The sequence below is a fragment of the Amycolatopsis sp. NPDC114478 genome, assembly GCF_055633805.1.
In genome coordinates this window covers 1-19,065 of the sequence record NZ_JBVKDO010000014.1, presented here as the reverse complement: position 1 = coordinate 19,065, position 19,065 = coordinate 1, and the positions used below count along the sequence as shown (strand labels likewise).

Genomic DNA, 19,065 nt, shown 5'->3' with positions numbered 1-19,065 from the left:
GCCAGCGCGAGACGCTACCCGTACGGGTGAAAAGATCGTCTTCAGTGTCGGCCTTGGGGGTTCCTGAACCCCGTCCGGCCGGACGGAATCGGTTCAGCTCGAGCATCACGGTCGGGTCCCTGCGCTGGTCTGCATCGGTCTGTTTGGTCGGTTCAGTCCACCGGCACGGCGGCTGAGCACGGCCAGGCAGTGGTCTCTGCGGGGGAGAATCTCTCAGGAAAAGCACAGTGAGCCCTGGTACACCGAAGTGGTCCGTCTTGATCGGCCATCCAGGCACTCTCTCTCACTACATCGGAGGTTGATACCTCCCCGCAGGTGCAGAGGGTAGCGAACGGCCGGGGAAGATGTAACCCTCCCGATGCTTCGTGCCCGATGTTGCACAGCGTTCGCTCAGTCGACGCACTGTTGGCCATCGGTTATTCAGGATCTGGCCCCTACGCTGGGTGAACCACTACGGCGAGTGGAGCAGTGGGTCTAGACCAGAGGCCGAAAGAGTGAGGTGCGCCACCCGCTCAGGTATTGATCCCACCCGTTGTGAGCGAGCTGTCACCGCCTCTACAGTGGCCCGCGGGACTCCCCTGAGAATGAGTTACGTACTTCCCCGGGATTCGGTCCGCCAACCGTCAACATTTTCACCCAAGGAGCAGGCCTTGCTTGGAAACGCCATGAGCAGTGGCCGGGTTCGCACTCGCCGCGCCGCGCTCGGGCTCGCCCTCACCGTCGCAGCCGCCACGGCCCTCACCGGCTGCAGTGCGCTCGGCTCGGACGACTCGAGCGCCTCGTCGAACGGGGGCGGCCTGGAGAAGTCGAAGATCAAGGTCTCGATCATGCCGACGACCGACCTGGCCCCGTTCTGGCTGGCCCAGGACGGGGGCTACTTCAAGGCCGAGGGCCTCGAGGTGGAGCAGATCATCGCCAACAGCGGTCAAGCGTCGATGACGAAGGCGATCTCCGGTGAAGCGGACATCGCGCTCTCGACGTACACCCCGTTCTTCGTCGCCAAGAGCACCGGCGCCGCGGACGTGCAGCTGGTCGCCGACGGCACGTCGGTCAACGCCAAGAGCAACGCGATCGTCACGGTGCCGAACTCGACGGTCAAGACGGTCAACGACCTCGCCGGCAAGCGGATCGCGATCACGGCCAAGAACACCGCGTCCGACATCCTCACGAAGTCCGTCATGAAGGACCACGGCGTCGACTTCAACACCGTCACCTGGGTCCCGATGCCGCTGCCGAACATGGCGGCGGCGCTGAAGGACAACCAGGTGGACGCGGCCTACATGCCGGAACCGCAGCTGTCCCAGGCGGCGAAGGTCGCGGGCGCGACCCCGGTCATCGACATCAACACGGGCGCCAGCCAGGACTTCCCGCTGACCGGCTACGGCGCGGCGACGAAGTGGGTCCAGGCGAACCCGAAGACCCTCGCGGCCTTCCAGCGCGCCATGAAGAAGGCCACCCTGGACGCGCTCAACGACCGCGCGAAGGTCGAGCCGCTGCTGGTCAAGTACGCGAAGATCGACGAAGACACGGCCAAGCTGCTCACCCTGCCGGGGTACGGCTCGACGCTGGACGCGCGGCGCCTCCAGCGGGTGCCCGACCTGCTGCTGCAGATGGGCGTCATCACCAGCAAGGTGGACGCGGCGTCGATGATCGCGCCGCAGGTAGCCAGCTGACGTGAAGAAACTGCTCCGAGGCCTGGCCGGCCTGGTCGGCTTTCTCCTGCTCTGGGAGGTCGTCGTCCAGGTCGGCCTGGTCAGCAAGACGTTCACGCCGCCGCCGAGCGTCGTCCTGGTCACCGTCGGGCACCTGCTGGGCGACCCCTCCTTCATCCGCGACATCGTCGCGACCATGCTGGCCTGGCTGATCGCCATCGCCATCGCCATCGCCGTCGGGGTGCCGGCCGGGTTGCTGCTGGGCAGCGTCCCGGTGCTGCGCACGGCCACCGCCGCGATCGTCGAGTTCCTCCGCCCGATCCCGGTCACCGCGCTGGTGCCGCTGGTGCTGCTGGTGCTCGGCTCCGGACCGGAGGCGAAGATCTCGCTGGCGGTGTACGCGTCGCTGTGGCCGATCATGTTCAACACCATCTACGGCATGGGTGAGATCGACCCGGTGCTGATGGAGACCGCGCGCGCGTGCGGGACCAGCCGGTTCCGCATGCTCTCGTCGGTCGCGCTGCCGCAGACCGCGCCGTTCGTCTTCACCGGCGTCCGGCTCTCGGCGACCATTTCCCTGATCGCCGTCGTCAGCGTCGAGTTCCTCGCCGGGTCCGAGGTCGGCCTCGGCAGCTTCATCCTGGTCGCCGGCACCGGTTCGATCCGGTTCGACCTGGTGCTGGCCGGTACCGTGGTCGCGGGGGTGCTGGGGTACCTGATCAACGAAGGTCTGGAGCAGCTGGGCAAGCGGCTGTTCCGCTGGAGCACCGTCGACCGGGAGGCGATCGCATGACCGCGGCGACACTCTCCGGCCGGGTGGGCCGGCGCGCCGCCCGCGGCGCCGCGACCGTCGTCCGCAACTGGCTGCTGTTCGCGATCCTCGTGGTGGTCTGGGAGTTCGCCGCCCGCGCGGGCGGCAGCAAGTTCTTCCCGCCGCCGACGGAGATCGCGACCGCGGCCGCGAAGCTGTGGTTCACCGGACCCGCGTCGCACCTCTTCCTCACCGACGCGGTGTTCGACAACGTGTTCCCCAGCCTCGGCCGGACGCTCGGCGGCTGGGCGCTGGCCGCGATCGTCGGCATCGTCCTGGGTGTGCTGCTCGGCCGGTCCGCGACCGCGATGGACTACGTCGGCCCGCTGTTCGCGTTCTTCCGCTCGATCCCGCCGCCCACGCTGATCCCGGTGTTCGCGGTGCTGTTCGGGCTGAGCTCGGGCATGCAGATCGGGTCGATCATCTTCGGCTCGGTGTGGCCGGTGCTGCTCAACGCGGTCGACGGCGTCCGCTCGGTCGACCAGGTGAAGGTGGAGACGGCCCGGTCGTTCCGGACCCCCAAGCGGTACTGGGTCGGCATGGTCGTACTGCCCGCGGCGGCGCCGAAGATCTTCGCCGGGCTGCGGGTCAGCCTGTCCATCTCGCTGCTGCTGATGGTCGTCTCCGAACTGGTCGGCGCGTACAACGGCATCGGGCGGTCGCTGCTGAACGCCCAGCAGGACTTCGACTTCCCGACCATGTGGTCGTGGCTGGTGCTGCTCGGCATCCTCGGCTACGTCTTCAACACGATCTTCCTGGCCGCGGAGCGGCGGGTGCTGGCCTGGCAGCCGACCCGCCTCGGCCGTGACTGACGCTGGAAAGGCCTCTCCCATGTCAACCATGCTCGAAGTGTCCGGCCTCAGCCACCGCTACGGCACGGGCGCGAAGGCGCACACCGCGGTGAACGACCTGTCGTTCACCGTCGAGGCCGGGCAGCTGGCCAGCATCGTCGGCCCGTCGGGCTGCGGGAAGTCGACGCTGTTGCGCTGCGTCGCCGGGCTGACCCCGCCGACCGAGGGCACGGTGAGCCTGCACGGCGACCGCGTCTCGGGTGTGCCGGACGACCTCGCCGTCGTCTTCCAGGACTACAGCCGGTCGCTGTTCCCGTGGCTTTCGGTGCAGAAGAACGTCGAGTTCCCGTTGCGCTGGCGGCCGATTTCGAAGGCCGAGCGGCGGACGCGGGCGGCCGAGGCCCTCGAGCAGGTCGGGCTTTCGGGCGTCGGCGGGAAGTTCCCGTGGCAGCTGTCCGGCGGCATGCAGCAGCGAGTGTCGATCGCTCGCGCGCTGGCCAGCCGGCCGGCGCTGCTGCTGATGGACGAGCCGTTCGCGTCGGTCGACGCCCAGACGCGCTTCGAGCTCGAGGACCTCACCCGGCGCGTGCAGCGCGAGCAGGGCAGCACAATCCTGGTCGTCACGCACGACATCGACGAGAGCGTCTACCTGTCCGACCGGGTGCTGGTGCTGTCGAAGTCGCCGGCGTCGATCGTGGCGGACCTGCCGGTCGGCCTCCCCGCCGCGCGGGACCAGATCACGACGCGCGAGTCGGCGGAGTTCGTGACGCTGCGCGGCGAAGTGGCCCGGCTGCTGCACGGCGGCAGTCCCGCGGAGGCCGCGACGGCTGCTTCAGATGCCGCGGAGTGGGAGCTGGCGGAGCAGACTTCGGACGTTTCGGAGAGCAGCAAGACCGGCAGCTGAGTCCACTTAGGACAATCGAAGCCGCGGCGGATCTTCCTGGTCCGCCGCGGCTTTTCAGTTGTCCGCGGAGTCCGGGTAGACGACGTGCTGGTCGGTGTCCCGGTCGAACAGCCGCCACTGCTCGACCGGGCCTGCGCAGGCGGGCATCACCTCGACGACGACACCGTCGCCGAGCTGAAGGCGGAACCGGCCCGCCGGCCCGAGTTCTGTGGTCTCCACGAAGTATTCGACGGCCTCGAACCGCTCGGTCAGCCGGCGCGCCTTGCGCTCGAACATCGTCGCGCGGTCGCGGAAGGCGGACTGGGGATTTCCGTCGCGCGTGGCCGGGAAGCGCATGTCCTCCGAGCCGAGCAGGATCAAGTCTCCGCGAGTCACCCTGAACGGGCACGGTGCGTGCAAGCGCGTTTCGCCGTCCCCGCGCCGAAAGCCGACCTCGACCATGTCGACGGTCCGGTCGAAGCCGGTGACCCGGGTCCCGGCCAGCCGGGCCACCGCCGCTTCGAGTTCTTCGGTTGTCGACAAGTCAGTACAGCGTCCGGTCGGACGCCGCGACCTTGATGTGCACCAACGTCGGCCGCGGGTCGGCCAACGCCGACGTCAAGCCCGGGACCAGGCCCGACGGCTCGGTGATCGTCATGCCCTGGCAGCCCATGCTCGACGCCAGCGCCGCGAAGTCGATGCCGCCCAGTTCGGTGCCCGGGAGCTTCGCGCCGCCGATCGTCTCGCCGAGGATGCGGACCGCCGCGTACTCCGAGTTGTCCATGATCAGGATCGTCACCGGGAGCTCCTGGCGCGCGGCCGTCCAGAGGGCCTGGATGCCGTACATGCTGGAGCCGTCGCCGACCACGCCGACGACCTTGCGCTCAGGACGGGCGAGCGCCGCACCGACCGCGCCCGGGACGCCGTAGCCGAGCGTGCCGCTGGCCATCGTCAGGAAGCCCGTGTCGGTCGCGGTGATCGGCAGGTGGTCGTGCAGGATGCCGCGGTGGCTCGGCGTCTCCTCGACGACGATCGCGTTGTCCGGCAACAGGTCCGCGAGCGTCGAGTAAACGAACTCGGCGGAGAGCTTTTCGTCACTGGGCTTCGCCGGACGCTCCAACGGGGCCGGCGCGGGCCGGGTGCTGCGGTCGACGACGTTCAGCAAGGCGCGGATACCCAGCTTCGGCGTCGCACGGATACCGGTGCCTTCGAAGGCGCGCGCGAGGATCTGCTCGTCGTCGCTGACGATGAACAGCGGCGGCAGCGGAGCTTCGCCGCGTCCGCGGTCGACGTGGTAGGTGAAGGCGGGCGCCCCGAGCACGAGGACGAGGTCGTGCCCGGCGAGCTTGTCCGAGACGGCGCCGCGTTCGGGGTCGAGGAAGCCTTGGAACAGCGGGTGGTCCTCGGGGAAGGAGCACCGGAACGACATGGGAGCGACGTAAACGCCGGCGTTGAGCCGTTCGGCGAGGGCAACGGTCTCGACGACGGCGCCGTCCTGGTCGACGGCTCCCCCGACGACGATGGCCGGCCGTTCACTGCCTTCGAGCGCGGCGACGAGTTCGTCGATCGCCTCGGGATCCGGCGCGAACCCGCGGATGCGCGGCCGGGAGATGACCGGGCGTTCGGTGGTGGCGGTCCAGTCGTCGGCGGGAACGGACACGAAGACGGGACCGGAAGGGGCCTGCGTCGCAACGTGGTGGGCCCGGGCGAGCGCGGCGGGGACGTCTTCGGCGGTGGCGGGTTCGATGGACCACTTGACGTAGGGCTTGGGGAAGCCGGGCGCGTCGATGGCGCCGAGGAAGGGATCGTGCGGCAGGAGGTTCCGCGTCTGCTGCCCGGCGACGATGATCAAGGGAGTGCGGTTGCGGTAGGCGTTGTAGAGGCTGCCGAGCCCATGGCCGACACCGCCGGCGGAGTGCAGGTTGACGAGCACGGCCTGGCGCGTGGCTTGCGAGTAGGCATCGGCCATCGCCACGACGGCGGACTCCTGCAGGCCGAGGACGTAGTCGAAGTCGTCCGGCCAGTCGGTGAGGAAGGGCACCTCGGTGGTGCCGGGGTTGCCGAACAACGTGGTGAGGCCGAGTTCGCGGAGGAGCTCGCGGGTGGCGTCCAGCACCGTGCGCTTGATCATGCCCCCAGACTAATGCTTAGTCTTGCGAAGGAAAGCCCTCCAAGTGGCCGCAGTGACGATCAGCGTGCCCCCGGAGCGGTCCTTGGTGTCGCGGATCTGCGACACCGGGCCGAGACGCACCTCGACGCAGTTCTCCTCGGTCCCGCTGTAACTGGACTTGCGCCACATCACGCCTCCAAGTCGGCGATCACCTCCCGAACGAGTGCGCAGGAGTCCTGCTCGCTCAGGGCCAAGGTCGCCATCATCCGCCGGGCCGCCTGGTAGTCGGCCACTTGTTGTTCATCGTAGAGGTAGGCGCTGCCCCGATACTGCTCGAGAAAGACGATCGGAGGCAGGTCGGCGAAGTCGAAGACCACGAAGGAACCATTGAGGCCCGGGTGGAACTCCTCGTTGTCCGGCAAGACTCGCAAGCTCACGTTGCGCCGCTGCGCCATCTCGTCGATGTGCCGGAGCTGCGGCGCCATGATCTCGGGGCCGCCGCGCCGCTGCCGCAGCGCGGTCTCGGCGAGGAACACCCTGTAGGGCGACGGATTGCGGCCGGTCAGCACCTCCTGCCGCAGCAGGCGCACCTTGATGCGCAACTCTTCCTCCGCTCGGGGCCGCCCGGCGGCCGCGAGGATCGTCCGCACGTATTCGGGGGTCTGCAGCAGGCCGGGGATCAGCAGCGGTTCCCAGGCGAAGATCGCCGAGGCGGTGCGCTCGTACTCGATGAAGGCCGAGAGCTTCGGTGAGATTCCCGGGATGCTGTGTTCGAGCCAGTTGGGTTCCCGCGCGTACTCCGCCAAGTCCAGCAGGCGCTCCCGCTCCGCTGGTTCGACCCGCAATGCGCCGAGCAACAGGCCTACCTGCGCGATCTTCGGCACCCGCGTGCCGATCTCCCAATGGGAGAGTTCCTGCGGCCGCACATCGACCATCCGGGCCAGTTCGCGCATGCCGAGACCGCGCGCCACCCTGGCCGTGCGCAAGCCGAACCCCAGCGCCCGGCTCCTCGGCGTCGCCACTCGTGTTGACATGTGCGCAGTGTGTCACCGGTCACCGGCAAAAACGGGAACCGGGGCCGTCGCACGAATGCGACAGCCCCGGCCCCCACAACACTCAGCCGATCAGGCCCGACAAGCCGCTCCCCTTGAACGACCCCCAGCCCGTCACCTGGTCATACCCGGTGCCGGCGCTGAAGCCCGTCGTCCCGTGCAGGGTGTTGTTGCCCGTCGTCACGTCGTGGAAGCCCGTTCCGTACGACGATCCGTTCCCGATCGAGTAGAACTTCGGGTTCAGGTTGCCCAGTCCGCCTCCGTGGACCTGGTTCTGCAGCGTCGCGAACGCCGCCCACAGCGGGGCCGCGCCCGACGTTCCCCACACCGTCTGCCACGCGCCCGCCGTGTAGATGTAGTAGCCCGAGCCGCTCGCCGCGTCGGCCGAGACGTCCGGGACCTTGCGGTACGTCGTGCTCTGCGAGGACTGCCACGACGGCGCCGTGAACACCGTCGAGATGCCGCCACCCGTGGAACCGTTGGACGCGCCGTCGTTCCACGCCTTCTCGCTGCTGTACGCGTTCGACGACGTCACCGTCAGCTGCGTGCCGCCGACGCCCGTCACGTTCGGGCTGGACGCCGGGAAGTCGACCGCCTTCGCCGTCGAGCCCGTCTGGCGGTAGCAGTCGGTCGTGCCGTCGTCGCCCGCGGCCGCGAAGTACGAGATGCCCTCCGCCGTGCCCGTCGCGATCGCGTTGCTGACGCTCTTCGCCGCGCTCGAACCCTCCGCGGATTCGCAAGCGCCCCAAGAGATCGAGACGACGTTGACCGTGTGGTCCGACGCGATCTTCTGGTACATCGCCAGTTCGCCGGCGCTGGTGTTCGGGGCCTCGTAGACGTAGTCGCTCGCCGCGGCCGCCAGCGCGTGGACGACCTCGATGTCCAGCTCGACCTCGATCTGGCCACCGCCCGGCGAGGAGTCGTAGTTCGCGCCGCTGACTCCGACCGTGGTCACCGAGCCCGCCGACAGGCCGTACGTGCTGTCGTACTGGGTGATGTTGGACTTCTGGTAGCCGTCGAACTCGACGAAGCCGACCTTGACGCCGCTGCCGGTCGCCGACAGACCGCTGGTGCCGTAAGCGGTCTTGAGCACCGGCGGGGTCACCGCCTTGACGACGTTGGGTTTCGCGACGGCCTGCGCGTGCGTCCGCAGCGCGTGGTTGTCCAGGCCGACGACGTTGCCCACGACCGCGGACACGTCCGCGGGCACGGTCGGCGCGGCGTCGTTGGCGAAGAAGTCGCGGCCGGACACCTGGTCGTGGTAAGTCCCGATCCGGGTGTGGAACGCCGATTCCAGCTGGGCCGCCGAACCCGTGAACGTGATGGCCTGGCGGTTGCCGGAAACCTCGATCCCGGTCGCGCCCGATTTCTCGAGGAATGAGACGGCCTTGCTCACATCGGCCTGGGTCGGGCCGAACTCGGCAGTGAACTGCGCGGGGGTCAAAAAGTGGTGGTATTGCGGCGACGCCGGGTTCTGCACATCGGCGAGGAACTTTTCCAGAGCCTGTTGGTTGTGCAGTTTCAGCGACAGCGCGGCGGTGATCGACTGCCCGCCCGCGACGTCGCCGACGCGGGCGCTGTTGACGAGCGGGGCGGCGTTGTCGGCCAGCGTGACCAGCGGTTCCGTCGCCGCTGCGGCGGGGACGGCCACGGCGAGGCCGAGCAACGCCGGCAGCGGCACGGCGGCCGCGACGAGCTTGCGCAAGCGCATGGGGAATTTCCTCTCGGCGGTGGGGACCGGGCCTGCGCTTGAATACTCGCCGCAGGTTGCCGAGAAGCATAAGAAGCCGTCAGGCCGCCCAGGAACCTACTTTTGGCTGCCGTTTCGCGGATCCCATTTTCATTTTCCGGGACGTTTACCTTTCCATGGTCATTCGATTATCGTCCGGAATGCCCGAGATCATCGACGCGGTCGACGATCTCCTGCGCCTCCGCGTTGCCGGAGAACCGCCGGGCGGCCGCCGAGAGCGAGTGCAGCCGCTGGCGCGTCCGGGGCGACCGCAGGGCGCCCGCGAGCTCGATCGCTTCCTCGCCGACGGCGGTGGCGACGTCGAGGTCGCCGTCCAGCGCGTGCACGGTGGCCAGCCAGATCAAGGTCAGCGACCGGCTGCGCGTCATGCCGCCGCGGTACCCGGCGATCGCCTCGGTGAGCGCGGGGATGCCGTCGCGGCCGTGCCGGATGTCGACCACCTGGGCCAGTTCGCCGTGCACCGTGCCGACCATCGCGGCGAGGTCGGCGGCCCCGAAGAACGCGTCCCACGGCGACGGATCGCGTCCCTCGGCTTCCGCGAACTCCTGGCGGGCGCGGCGCAGGTAGGTCAGCGCCTCGGTGACGTCGGCCTTCTTGGCGTGCGCCCACGCCTGGTTGGCCGACAGGATCGCCTGCGCGAGCTTGGAGTGGGCCAGCAGCGCCGCCTCCCGGCCGCGCGCGAACTCGGCCAGCGCCGCATCGACGGCGCCGTAGTGCAGGTGCAGCCGCCCGATGCGGTAGCGGATGTTGGCCTGCAGGTCGTCGTTCCCGGCTTCGACGGCCAGTTCCAGCGCCCGCGCGAACGCCTCCAGCGCGGCGGCCGGGCGGTCCTGGTCGAAGTTCGTCCAGCCGGCCAGGTTGTAGAGGTCCGCGACGGCGGTGCAGAGCCGCGCCAGCACGACGGTCTTGGTCACGCCGTCCAGCAGCGCCACGGCGGCGGGCAGCCGCGACTCGACGGCCGCCCGGCAGGCGCCACCGCCGTAGCGGTAGTCCAGGGCCCTCAGTTCCGCGACAACGTCTTCGAGCCGGCACACGTCGGCGATACCCACTCGCGTGCCGCCCCGCCCTTCACTGCCCGTCATGGCAGCCCTCCGTCCGTAGAGAGCTGCCGATGCCGGGCAGCTCCCGGTCATTCCCCGCCGGGCCAGGCCGGAGCCCGCTCCTTCGAGGGACTGGCACCGGGGAGTACCCCGGTGGCGGTGAGCACCACACCCGTGGCGGTTTCCGCGATCTTGACGGCGGCCAGCAGGCCCGTGAGGGCGAGCGAGCCGCCGAGCCCCAGCTTGGCGAACTCGTCTTCGGAGGTTTCGGTTCCGCGTTGCCGCGGTAGCGCGCCGGTCACGATTCGACCTTCCGGCCCGTTCCGGACGCGCTCGGGCGATCACCACGGGGAATCAGCCGTTCCCACGCGGCGGAAATCCACCGGATGGTCGGCATCCTGGTTTCCTCATGACTTTTCATCGAATTGACCGCGAACCGAATACGCGCGCCCACAGCGACGCCTCCCGCGCTAGCCGAACAATTCTTGAACCATCCGGGTGAACGGCGACACGCCCGTCGCAGGTCACCCCGCCCCGCCGGAAACGGCGGCGTTTCACGAGTCCACGCCCACGATAGCCAGCGCGTACCACGTCATCAGCCGCCAAGCAGCCCAACCGGCTCACCGCACGTGCACCTGCACACGCGACGGCAGCTCGGCATTCGCAAGAACCGAATGCAATTTCAGGAGCACGATTCAATTACCGAAAATACTGGTACAACCGCTTCGCGGATTACGCGATCGCCCACCGGACAACCGCGTATTCCGCGTGGCGCGACCGTCCGGTGTGCGGCTTCCGCAGTTCTTCAGGATTTGACGAGCTCCACCCACGTGCGCACCGTTTCGGCGTCGACCGGCGACTGCCACCCACCTGGCCGGACCGCGCTCCCGACATGAAACCCGCGCACCCCGCCCGCGCGCAAGAGGTGGACCTGTTGCGCGCGCAGTCCGCCGCCGACGAGCAGCGCCGGACCGCTGTCGCGCTGCGCGAGCCGCTGCAGCACGGAAAGCCCACTGGCTACGCCGTTGGGGTGGCCCGCCGCGAGCACGGTGTCACACCCGAGTGCGGCCAGCTGGTCGTAGGCGCGCAACGGATCCCGGGTGCGGTCGATGGCGCGGTGGAACGTCCACGGCAGACCGTCGACCTCCTTGATCAGCGCTTCACAGGCGTCCAGGTCGATCTCGCTGTCGATGTTCAGGAAGCCGAAGACGAACTCGCGCGCGCCCGCGTCGATCAGCCGGGCGGTGTCCGCGCGCAGCCCTTCGAGGTCCCCGACGGCGAAGGAACCGTTGTCCCGCAACATGACCCGGACCGGGAGGTCGGTCGCCGAAAGCACGTCGCGCAGGGTTTCCACCGTCGGGGTCAGGCCGTCCTGCGCCATGTCCGTCACCAGTTCGAGGCGGTCCGCCCCGCCCGCCTGCGCGCCTTCGGCGTCCGCCGCGTCCAGCGCGATCACTTCCAGCAGGGGCGTCTTCGAGCTCATGCCTCAATCCGTTTCACTGGTTCCGGGTGTCGTCCCCCCTGGCATGACGCCCTCGCCGGAAGCCGCCTTGAAGGCTCGTCATCCGCTCGCGCACCGCTTCCGGGGAAAGAGAGAGTATCGGCCGCTGCTCGGGCACCGCTCCCGGCCCGGCGGCGACGTCGTCGGTCTGCAGGAACGGCCAGGTGTCCTCGGCGCCGTCCTCCTGCTCCAGCTCGGCCGGGGTCGGCCACTCGTAGGCGGGCTCGATCGCGGCCGGCGGCGCGACGGGCGCGAACTGCGGATCGGTGTCCTCGTCGTCCGGGTTCGGTTCGGGCGCCACCGGCGGCGGTGGCGGAGGCGGCGGTGGGAGCGCGGCGGCCAGTGCGTGCCGCGGCAGCGGTTCGGCCGGCCGGGGCGCGGGAGCCACCGGGAGCGGCTCGGCGGGCGGGCGCTCGGCCGCTGCCGCGGGCGCGGCCGCCGCGTCGAACCAGCGCGACAGGACGTCGCGGTAGGCCGGCATCCGCTCGGTCGGGGCGTCGAGGTCCAGGTGCGAGTCGTCGTCCGCCGTCGGCCACTCCGGGCTGTGCTCGCGGGCCACCACGGGCGCCCGGCGCGGCGGACCGGCCTCGATCGACGGCGGCGTCAGCTCCTCCGGCTCCGGTTCGGGCTCCGGCTCGGGTTCCGCCGGTGCGAGCGGGGCCAGCGGCGCCAGCAGCTCCGGCTCCGGCGCGGCGGCGGGCTCGGCGGGCGGGGGCGGGCCGGGCATCGGCGGCAGCTCGACGATGAGGGCGGTGGGCACCAGCACGGTCGCGACGAGCCCGCCGTCCGCGCCCGGGCTGAGGCTGACGTCGATGCGGTGGCGCGTGGCCAGCGTCGCGACCACGAACAGGCCCATCCGGCGGGAGACCTCGACGTCGACGTCCGGCGGGTTCGCGAGCCGCACGTTGGTGCGGTCGATCTCGGCCTGCGGCATGCCGGCGCCGTGGTCGATGATCTCGATCTGCCAGTCGCCGTCGTGGGTCTCGGCGCTCGCGACGGTGACCGTCGCGTTGCCCGAGTAGCGCGTCGCGTTCTCCAGCAGCTCCGAGACGACGTGCACGAGGTCGTTGACGGCTTCCCCGCGCACGGCGACCTGCGGCGCCGGCCCGAGCTCGATCCGCTGGTAGTGCTCGACCTCCGAGAGCGCGGCGCCGATGATCTCGTCGGCCGAGACGGCGCCGGCGTCCTCGCGCGCGGAGTCCTGGCCGGACAGGACAAGCAGGTTCTCGCTGTTGCGCCGCATCCGCGTCGCGAGGTGGTCGAGCTCGAAGAGCCCGGCGAGGGTGTCCGGGTCCTGCTCGTCGGCCTCCATCCGGTCGAGCACCGACAGCTGCCGCTCGACGAGGTCCTGGCTGCGCTGCGAGAGGTTGACGAACATCGCGTTGACGTTCTCGCGCAGCATCGCCTGCTCGCCGGCCAGCCGGACGGCTTCGCCGTGCACCGCGTCGAACGCCCGCGCCACCTGGCCGAGCTCCTCGCGCGTGAAGACCGGGACCGGTGCGACGGCGAGCCGTTTGCGCAGGTTCTCCGGCGCGGGCTCGGGGTCGGTGAGCAGGTTCTGCACGGCCGCGGGCAGCCGGTGCTCGGCGACCTCGAGGGCCGTCCGGCGCAGGATCCGCAGGGGGCGCAGCAGCGAGCGCGCGATGACCACCGACAGCACGCCCGCGACGAGCAGGACGCCGAGCACGACGCCGCCGTCCCAGATCGCCGCCGTACGCGCCTGGGCGGCCAGGGAGTCCGTGCGTTCCTGCAACTGGACCAGCAGGGCCTGCTGCACCTGGTGGGCGAGGTTGACCGTGTGCGTCGCCGAGACGTCCCACTGGTTGGGGTCGAGGCCGTTGAGGTTCTGGCCGTTCTCGGTGCGGGTGAGCGCGGACTCGACCATGTCGTTGCCGATGTCGACGACCAGGCCGATCACCGTGTCGTCGAACATCCGCTGCTGTACGGGGGTCGCGAACGTGCGGTAGTCGTTGCGCGCGGCGGCGAGCTCGGCTTCGGCGCCGAGCAGGGAGCGCGTGCGGTCGCGGTTGAGGCTGCCCTCGGCAAGCGCCTCGGCCAGCACCGCGCGCTTGACCGACATCTGGTCCTTGATCCGGGCCAGCGCGTTGCCGGCCAGGCGCAGCCGCGCGAGCTCGGGGTCCGAGACGTCGGCGGCGGCCGAGTCGCTGATGTCGAGCAGGCCGGAGATCAGCTCGCTGTAGGAGCGCAGCACAGCGTCGGCGGGGAACGCCGAATGCTCCGCGGAGAACCGGAGGCCGCCGAGCACGCGCAGCCGGTCGTCGGTCTGCTGCAGGCTTTCCGCCGCCTTGGCGTCGAGCCGCGGTTTACTGTCGGCGAGGGTCCGTTCGAACGTGCCGATCGCCTGGTCGACGCGTTTGCGCTGGCCGGTCAGGTCGGCGGTGTCGCCCTGGCGGTCCTGGGCGACGAACCGGACGGTGAGGTCGCGCTCGCGTTGCAGCTCGTGGAGGGCTTCGGCGACCGTGCTGTCGACGCGGCTGCGGGTGGCGAACTCGGCGAGCTGCCGGGCGTCGCGCAGGTCCGAGCTGATCCGCAGGCCGACGAGCCCGATGACCGCCAGCGCGGGGATGAGGAGGACGGCGAAGAGCTTCGTGCCGAGACGCCAGTTGCGGAGCCGCCAGCGGCCGCCCGCCGGACGTGGATCCGCCGCGTCGCCGCCCTTGCGGGGACGCTTGTCGCGACGGGTCACCTGGTTTCCTTTTCCGCCGCGGGCGGGAACCCGCGGATCTGACAGCACCTCGAACCTACTGAACGGTAGCCCGCTCCATGAAGATCCGAAAGCCGCGCTGGCGCGATACGGCCCTGCCCGCGATCGTATGGGGCGCGGACCATACGATCCAGCACGAGAACCAGATTCTCGCGGTAGGTGAAGGTTCATGATCAGACGCGGAGTGCTGATTCCGCTGGTAGCGGCGTTTCTGGCGACCGCGGGCTGCGGCGTGTTCGATTCCGGTTCGGCCGCCCCGCCGCCGCCGTTGGAGCGGACCACCCTGCGCGTCGGTGTGGGCAACGCCATCGACACGGCCCCGCTGCGGATCGCCGTCGCGGCCGGGAAGTTCGGCGCCGTGGGCCTGAACGTGCAGCTCGTCGAGCTCGGCGGGGAGGACGGGCTGGCCAAGCTGACCGCGGGTGACCTCGACGTCACGTTCGGGTCCGACATCGCGCTGTTCCGCGCCGCGGCCGGCGGGACGGCCCTGCAGCTGCAGGGCGAGGCCTACACGGCCGGCCCGAACACGATGGCCCTGGTGACCCTGCCGGGCTCCGACTACACCGTGCCGACGTCGAAGAAGTCGCCCCGGATCGCGGTGAACATGCTCGACGACGTCGGCGCGCTCGCGGCGCGTTCGGTGCTGGGGACGGCCGGCGTCGACGTGACGAAGATCAAGTTCAAGCAGGTCGCGTTCGACCGGATGCCGCAAGCCCTGCAGAGCGGCGACGCCGACGCGGCGCTGATGGTCGAGCCGTACATCACCCGCGCCGAGAAGGACCTCGGCGCCCACATCCTCGCCGACGGCGCACGCGGCGCGACGCTCGACTTCCCGCTGTCGGCGTACGCGTCGGCCAAGCCGTTCGCCCAGGCCAGCCCGCGCACGCTGGCGGCGTTCCGCACGGCGCTGGGCGCGGCCCAGCAGAGCGCGACCGACCCGGCCATCGTCCGCGACGCGTTGCCGAAGTTCTCCGACATCGACACGACGACGGCGGCGCTGATCTCACTCGGCTCGTACCCGGCGTCGCTCAACGGCATCCGCCTGCAGCGCGTCGCCGACCTCATGCACAACTCGGGGTTGCTCGCGAACCGCCTCGACGTCCAGAGCCTGCTCCCCGACCAGAGCGGGACCTAGATGTTCTCGCCCGGCGGGGCCAGGCACAGCGTGCGCGACGGCGGGCCCGCGTAGGACAGCACCTTGTCGGCGCGCTCGCAGTCGCCTTCGCGCCCGTAGCCCGACAGGATCTGGACGCGTTCCTGCACCGCCGGGTCGGAGCAGCTCACCTTGGTGACGGTCGTCTCGTCGTCGAGGCCACGCACGCAGTCGCCGGACCGGACGTTCAGGGCCAGGCAGAGCGTCTCGCCGGCGCCGGAGCCCAGCCGGAACCGCACGTAGTCGCCGGACGCGCACGCGATGGCCCCGCGGTAGGTGTTCTCGACCTGGTAGCTCGCGCGGTCCGAGCTGCAGCCGACGTGGTGGTAGGCGATCCGGTCGCCGCTCTCCCGCGACAGGTACAGGCAGTCGCCGTCCGACGGGGTGCCGGTGCTGCCCACCCGGCTCAGCCCCCACGCGCCCAGCGACCCCAGGGCCAGCGCCAGGACGACGCACACGGTGAGCGTGACCTTCACCTTCGTCGTGAACCAGTGCGGGACCGGCGGCCGACCGGGCATCGGCGGGGGCGCCGCGGCGTAGCTCGGCGACCGGAACGGGTTGTCGTCGAACGGTGGTGTGGCCAACGTGCCCTCCAGTGATCCCCTCGGCACCTCGTCCCACCGGCGAGGCACGTATAACAGTAGTTGTGACTGATGGCCCGCTGATCGTCCAGTCCGACAAGACCGTGCTCCTGGAGGTGGACCACCCCCAGGCCGATGACGCGCGGATCGCGATCGCGCCGTTCGCCGAGCTCGAACGGGCGCCCGAGCACGTCCACACCTACCGGATCACGCCGCTGGCCTTGTGGAACGCCCGCGCCGCCGGCCACGACGCCGAGCAGGTCGTCGACGCGCTGACGACGTACTCGCGCTTCCCCGTACCGCAGCCGCTGCTGATCGACGTCGTCGACGTGATGGGCCGGTTCGGGCGGCTGCAGATCGCCAACCACCCGGCGCACGGCCTGGTCATGTCGACCACCGACCGCGCGGTGCTGACCGAGGTCGTCCGGAACAAGAAGATCAGCCCGATGCTCGGCGCCCGGATCGACGAGGACACGGTCATCGTGCACCCGTCCGAGCGCGGGCGGCTGAAGCAGGCGCTGCTGAAGGTCGGCTGGCCGGCCGAGGACCTCGCCGGGTACGTCGACGGCGAAGCGCACCCGATCGCCCTGGACGAGACGGACTGGCAGCTGCGCGACTACCAGCGGCAGGCGGCGGAGGCGTTCTGGGCGGGCGGCTCCGGCGTCGTCGTGCTGCCGTGCGGCGCGGGCAAGACGATGGTCGGCGCGGCGGCGATGGCCAAGGCCGAGGCGACGACGCTGATCCTGGTGACGAACACGGTTGCCGGCCGGCAGTGGAAGCGCGAGCTGATCGCGCGGACGTCGCTGACCGAGGAGGAGATCGGCGAGTACTCCGGCGAGAAGAAGGAGATCCGGCCGGTCACCATCGCGACCTACCAGGTGGTCACCCGCAAGACCAAGGGCGAGTACCGGCACCTGGAGCTGTTCGACTCGCGCGACTGGGGCCTGGTCGTCTACGACGAGGTCCACCTGCTGCCGGCGCCGGTGTTCCGGATGACGGCGGACCTGCAGTCCCGGCGGCGCCTCGGCCTGACCGCGACGCTGGTGCGCGAGGACGGCCGCGAGGGCGACGTCTTCTCGCTGATCGGGCCGAAGCGCTACGACGTGCCGTGGCGCGACATCGAGGCGCAGGGCTGGATCGCCCCGGCGAAGTGCACCGAGGTCCGCGTGACCCTGACGGATGCGGAGCGCCTGGAGTACGCGACGGCCGAGGCCGACGAGCGGTACAAGCTCGCGGCGACGGCGTTGACGAAGACCCCGGTGATCAAGTCCATTGTGGAGCGTCACGCGGGCGAGCCGACGCTGGTGATCGGCGCGTACCTCGACCAGCTGGAGATGCTCGGCGACGAGCTCGACGCCCCGGTGATCCAGGGCGCGACCCGCAACAAGGAGCGCGAGGAGCTGTTCGACAAGTTCCGCCGCGGCGAGATCCGGACGCTCGTGGTGTCGAAGGTCGCCAACTTCTCGATCGACCTGCCCGAGGCGTCGGTGGCGATCCAGATTTCGGGGACGTTCGGCTCCCGCCAGGAGGAGGCCCAGCGACTGGGCCGGCTCCTGCGTCCCAAGGGCGACGGCCGCCAGGCGCACTTCTACTCGATCGTCTCGCGAGACACGGTCGACACGGAGTACGCGGCGCACCGGCAGCGGTTCCTGGCGGAGCAGGGGTACGCGTACCACATCGTCGACGCGGACGACCTGCTCCGGCCGCTCTGACGCCCTTGCCGGACGACCTCTCACGCGCGGCCTTCACCGGCCGCGTCGTCCCGTGGCGCCCTTGAGCGCGCCACTCCTTCGGCCCAGCGAATCGTCACACGAGCAACTTCCGCCACTTTGCTCTCGTTTGGCGCTCTGACCTGCGGATTCGCGGATTCACTCGAACGGATGAGCGGCCAGATCGCTGGAAATTGTCGGACCCTCGAACTACTGTTCGACGTGCAGCAGCCGAACACAAGTTCGAGGGGACGTCCATGACGATCGCACCGCTCCGCCCCGGTACGCCCGCGCCGCCGGTCCAGACCCTGCCACCGGGGTCGTGGCACGGCCGGCTGTGGGTGTCCGACCTGCCGCTGACCCGGCCCGAGCGCTACCTGGGCTGCGTGGCCGAGTTCGAGAGGTCCGGCTTGTGGCCGGTGCTGATCCCCCACGACCAGCGCTTCGCGGCGAACGGCGAGGACTGGATAGACGACCGAGGCCGCCTGGCCCCGGCGGACCACCGGGTGGCCTCGGCCGACCCGGCGGCCGCCCTGGAGCGCTGGTGGGACGGCTCGTGCTGCGACGGAGCATGCCTCCGCCCGTTCGGCGCCCGGTTTCCAGGGCTGGCCAAGAAGAGCGCGCGCAAGTCGGACCCATTGGCGGAGGCGGGCAACACGGGATCGATCCTGGCGAACCGCGCCCCCCACCGCCTGGGCCTGGTCCAGACCGAGCGCCCGGCGGACATCCCGGCCCTGCTGGGCTGGACGGGCATGATCAAGTGCACGGACCAGGTGGCAGAGCTGTCAGCGGTGCTGCGGAGCTGGGAGGACCGCTTCGGAGCAACGTTGGTGGTACTGGGATTCGATTCGCTGGAGCTATCGGTAGCAGCACCCCCGAGGAACCAGGCGCGAGCATTGACGGTGGCAGCAGAGCACCGCGCGTTCAGCCTGCCAACGTTCGCAGGCCAGCCAGGCAATTTGCGAGAGTACGCATCAGGCTTGGTCCAGTCCCGCCTGTGGCGATTTTCCTGGGCATAGGCCACTCGGGGGGGGCAGCCCACCCAAAGACCCAGAAAAGAGCTGGGTGGTCATCCCGTCGCCTGAGGCCCAAAAATCACTTTGAGCCAGGCCCGCAACCACCTGACCAGCCCAGAAGGACAGCACAAAGCTTGCGGGCCTGGCTCAAAGTGATAGGCCTCAGTCAGGCGACGGGATGACCACCCAGCGACCCTGATGCGCCCCGGGTTCTGTGCAGGCTCTGATCTCAGGGAGGATGCAGAGCATGCCGGCACCGAAGAAGTACAGCGACGAGCTGCGTGAGCGGGC

At 70.0% G+C, this 19,065-nt stretch carries 17 protein-coding genes; 7 read left to right on the top strand and 10 right to left on the bottom strand.

The annotated features are described in order from the left end of the window. The first annotated feature begins 665 nt into the window (after positions 1–665). The 4 genes from ACZ7OH_RS32665 to ACZ7OH_RS32650 are packed head-to-tail and all read left to right on the top strand — an operon-like array spanning position 666 to position 4,158. Positions 666–1,673 (top strand): ABC transporter substrate-binding protein, encoded by a 1,008-nt coding sequence (locus ACZ7OH_RS32665; RefSeq protein ID WP_470284355.1) that lies wholly within the window; start codon positions 666–668, stop codon positions 1,671–1,673. A gap of 1 nt (position 1,674) precedes the next feature. Then, entirely contained in the window at positions 1,675–2,445 is a 771-nt protein-coding gene (locus tag ACZ7OH_RS32660; RefSeq protein ID WP_400895760.1) for an ABC transporter permease, read from the top strand. Continuing rightward, complete coding sequence (locus ACZ7OH_RS32655) at positions 2,442–3,275, top strand: ABC transporter permease (protein WP_470284354.1); 834 nt, start codon at positions 2,442–2,444, stop codon at positions 3,273–3,275. The genes ACZ7OH_RS32660 and ACZ7OH_RS32655 overlap by 4 nt, the downstream gene beginning before the upstream one ends. 19 nt (positions 3,276–3,294) lie before the next feature. Continuing rightward, positions 3,295–4,158 carry an ABC transporter ATP-binding protein gene (locus ACZ7OH_RS32650; RefSeq protein ID WP_470284353.1) on the top strand — a complete coding sequence of 288 codons (864 nt, stop codon included), beginning with the start codon at positions 3,295–3,297 and terminating at the stop codon, positions 4,156–4,158. 54 nt (positions 4,159–4,212) lie between these two features. Here the strand turns inward: ACZ7OH_RS32650 and ACZ7OH_RS32645 are convergent, their stop codons facing one another. The 9 genes from ACZ7OH_RS32645 to ACZ7OH_RS32605 form a co-directional block, all read right to left on the bottom strand. After that, positions 4,213–4,680 carry a hypothetical protein gene (locus tag ACZ7OH_RS32645; protein WP_470284352.1) on the bottom strand — a complete coding sequence of 156 codons (468 nt, stop codon included), beginning with the start codon at positions 4,678–4,680 and terminating at the stop codon, positions 4,213–4,215. A gap of 1 nt (position 4,681) precedes the next feature. Beyond that, a complete protein-coding gene (gene mdlC, locus ACZ7OH_RS32640) occupies positions 4,682–6,268 on the bottom strand; it encodes a benzoylformate decarboxylase (RefSeq protein ID WP_470284351.1) in 1,587 nt (528 codons plus the stop codon). 9 nt (positions 6,269–6,277) lie between these two features. Continuing rightward, on the bottom strand, positions 6,278–6,436 hold the full coding sequence (locus tag ACZ7OH_RS32635; protein ID WP_470284350.1) for a DUF397 domain-containing protein: 159 nt from the start codon (positions 6,434–6,436) through the stop codon (positions 6,278–6,280). Continuing rightward, complete coding sequence (locus ACZ7OH_RS32630) at positions 6,436–7,281, bottom strand: helix-turn-helix domain-containing protein (RefSeq protein WP_470284349.1); 846 nt, start codon at positions 7,279–7,281, stop codon at positions 6,436–6,438. The genes ACZ7OH_RS32635 and ACZ7OH_RS32630 overlap by 1 nt, the downstream gene beginning before the upstream one ends. 82 nt (positions 7,282–7,363) lie before the next feature. Then, complete coding sequence (locus ACZ7OH_RS32625) at positions 7,364–9,010, bottom strand: S53 family peptidase (protein ID WP_470284348.1); 1,647 nt, start codon at positions 9,008–9,010, stop codon at positions 7,364–7,366. 167 nt (positions 9,011–9,177) lie between these two features. Beyond that, on the bottom strand, positions 9,178–10,131 hold the full coding sequence (locus ACZ7OH_RS32620) for a hypothetical protein (protein ID WP_470284347.1): 954 nt from the start codon (positions 10,129–10,131) through the stop codon (positions 9,178–9,180). A 47-nt stretch (positions 10,132–10,178) separates the two neighbouring features. Continuing rightward, positions 10,179–10,391, bottom strand: a complete 213-nt coding sequence (locus ACZ7OH_RS32615; RefSeq protein WP_470284346.1) for a hypothetical protein — start codon at positions 10,389–10,391, stop codon at positions 10,179–10,181. Between the two features lie 503 nt (positions 10,392–10,894). Next, entirely contained in the window at positions 10,895–11,572 is a 678-nt protein-coding gene (locus ACZ7OH_RS32610; protein ID WP_470284345.1) for a copper homeostasis protein CutC, read from the bottom strand. Between the two features lie 13 nt (positions 11,573–11,585). After that, positions 11,586–14,297: a sensor histidine kinase gene (locus ACZ7OH_RS32605; RefSeq protein ID WP_470284344.1), complete on the bottom strand. Its 2,712-nt coding sequence runs from the start codon at positions 14,295–14,297 to the stop codon at positions 11,586–11,588. A gap of 187 nt (positions 14,298–14,484) precedes the next feature. Between ACZ7OH_RS32605 and ACZ7OH_RS32600 the strand changes: the two genes are divergently transcribed. After that, positions 14,485–15,450, top strand: a complete 966-nt coding sequence (locus ACZ7OH_RS32600) for an ABC transporter substrate-binding protein (RefSeq protein ID WP_470284343.1) — start codon at positions 14,485–14,487, stop codon at positions 15,448–15,450. On the opposite strand, the gene ACZ7OH_RS32595 is transcribed toward ACZ7OH_RS32600, so the two are convergent. Further along, complete coding sequence (locus ACZ7OH_RS32595) at positions 15,447–16,052, bottom strand: LppU/SCO3897 family protein (RefSeq protein WP_470284342.1); 606 nt, start codon at positions 16,050–16,052, stop codon at positions 15,447–15,449. The two genes, ACZ7OH_RS32600 and ACZ7OH_RS32595, sit on opposite strands and share 4 nt — an antisense overlap. A gap of 62 nt (positions 16,053–16,114) precedes the next feature. On the opposite strand from ACZ7OH_RS32595, the gene ACZ7OH_RS32590 reads away from it, so the two are divergent. Next, complete coding sequence (locus ACZ7OH_RS32590) at positions 16,115–17,761, top strand: DNA repair helicase XPB (protein ID WP_400895794.1); 1,647 nt, start codon at positions 16,115–16,117, stop codon at positions 17,759–17,761. Between the two features lie 254 nt (positions 17,762–18,015). Next, positions 18,016–18,777 carry a DUF4253 domain-containing protein gene (locus tag ACZ7OH_RS32585; RefSeq protein ID WP_400895797.1) on the top strand — a complete coding sequence of 254 codons (762 nt, stop codon included), beginning with the start codon at positions 18,016–18,018 and terminating at the stop codon, positions 18,775–18,777. The last annotated feature ends 288 nt before the right edge of the window (positions 18,778–19,065 follow it).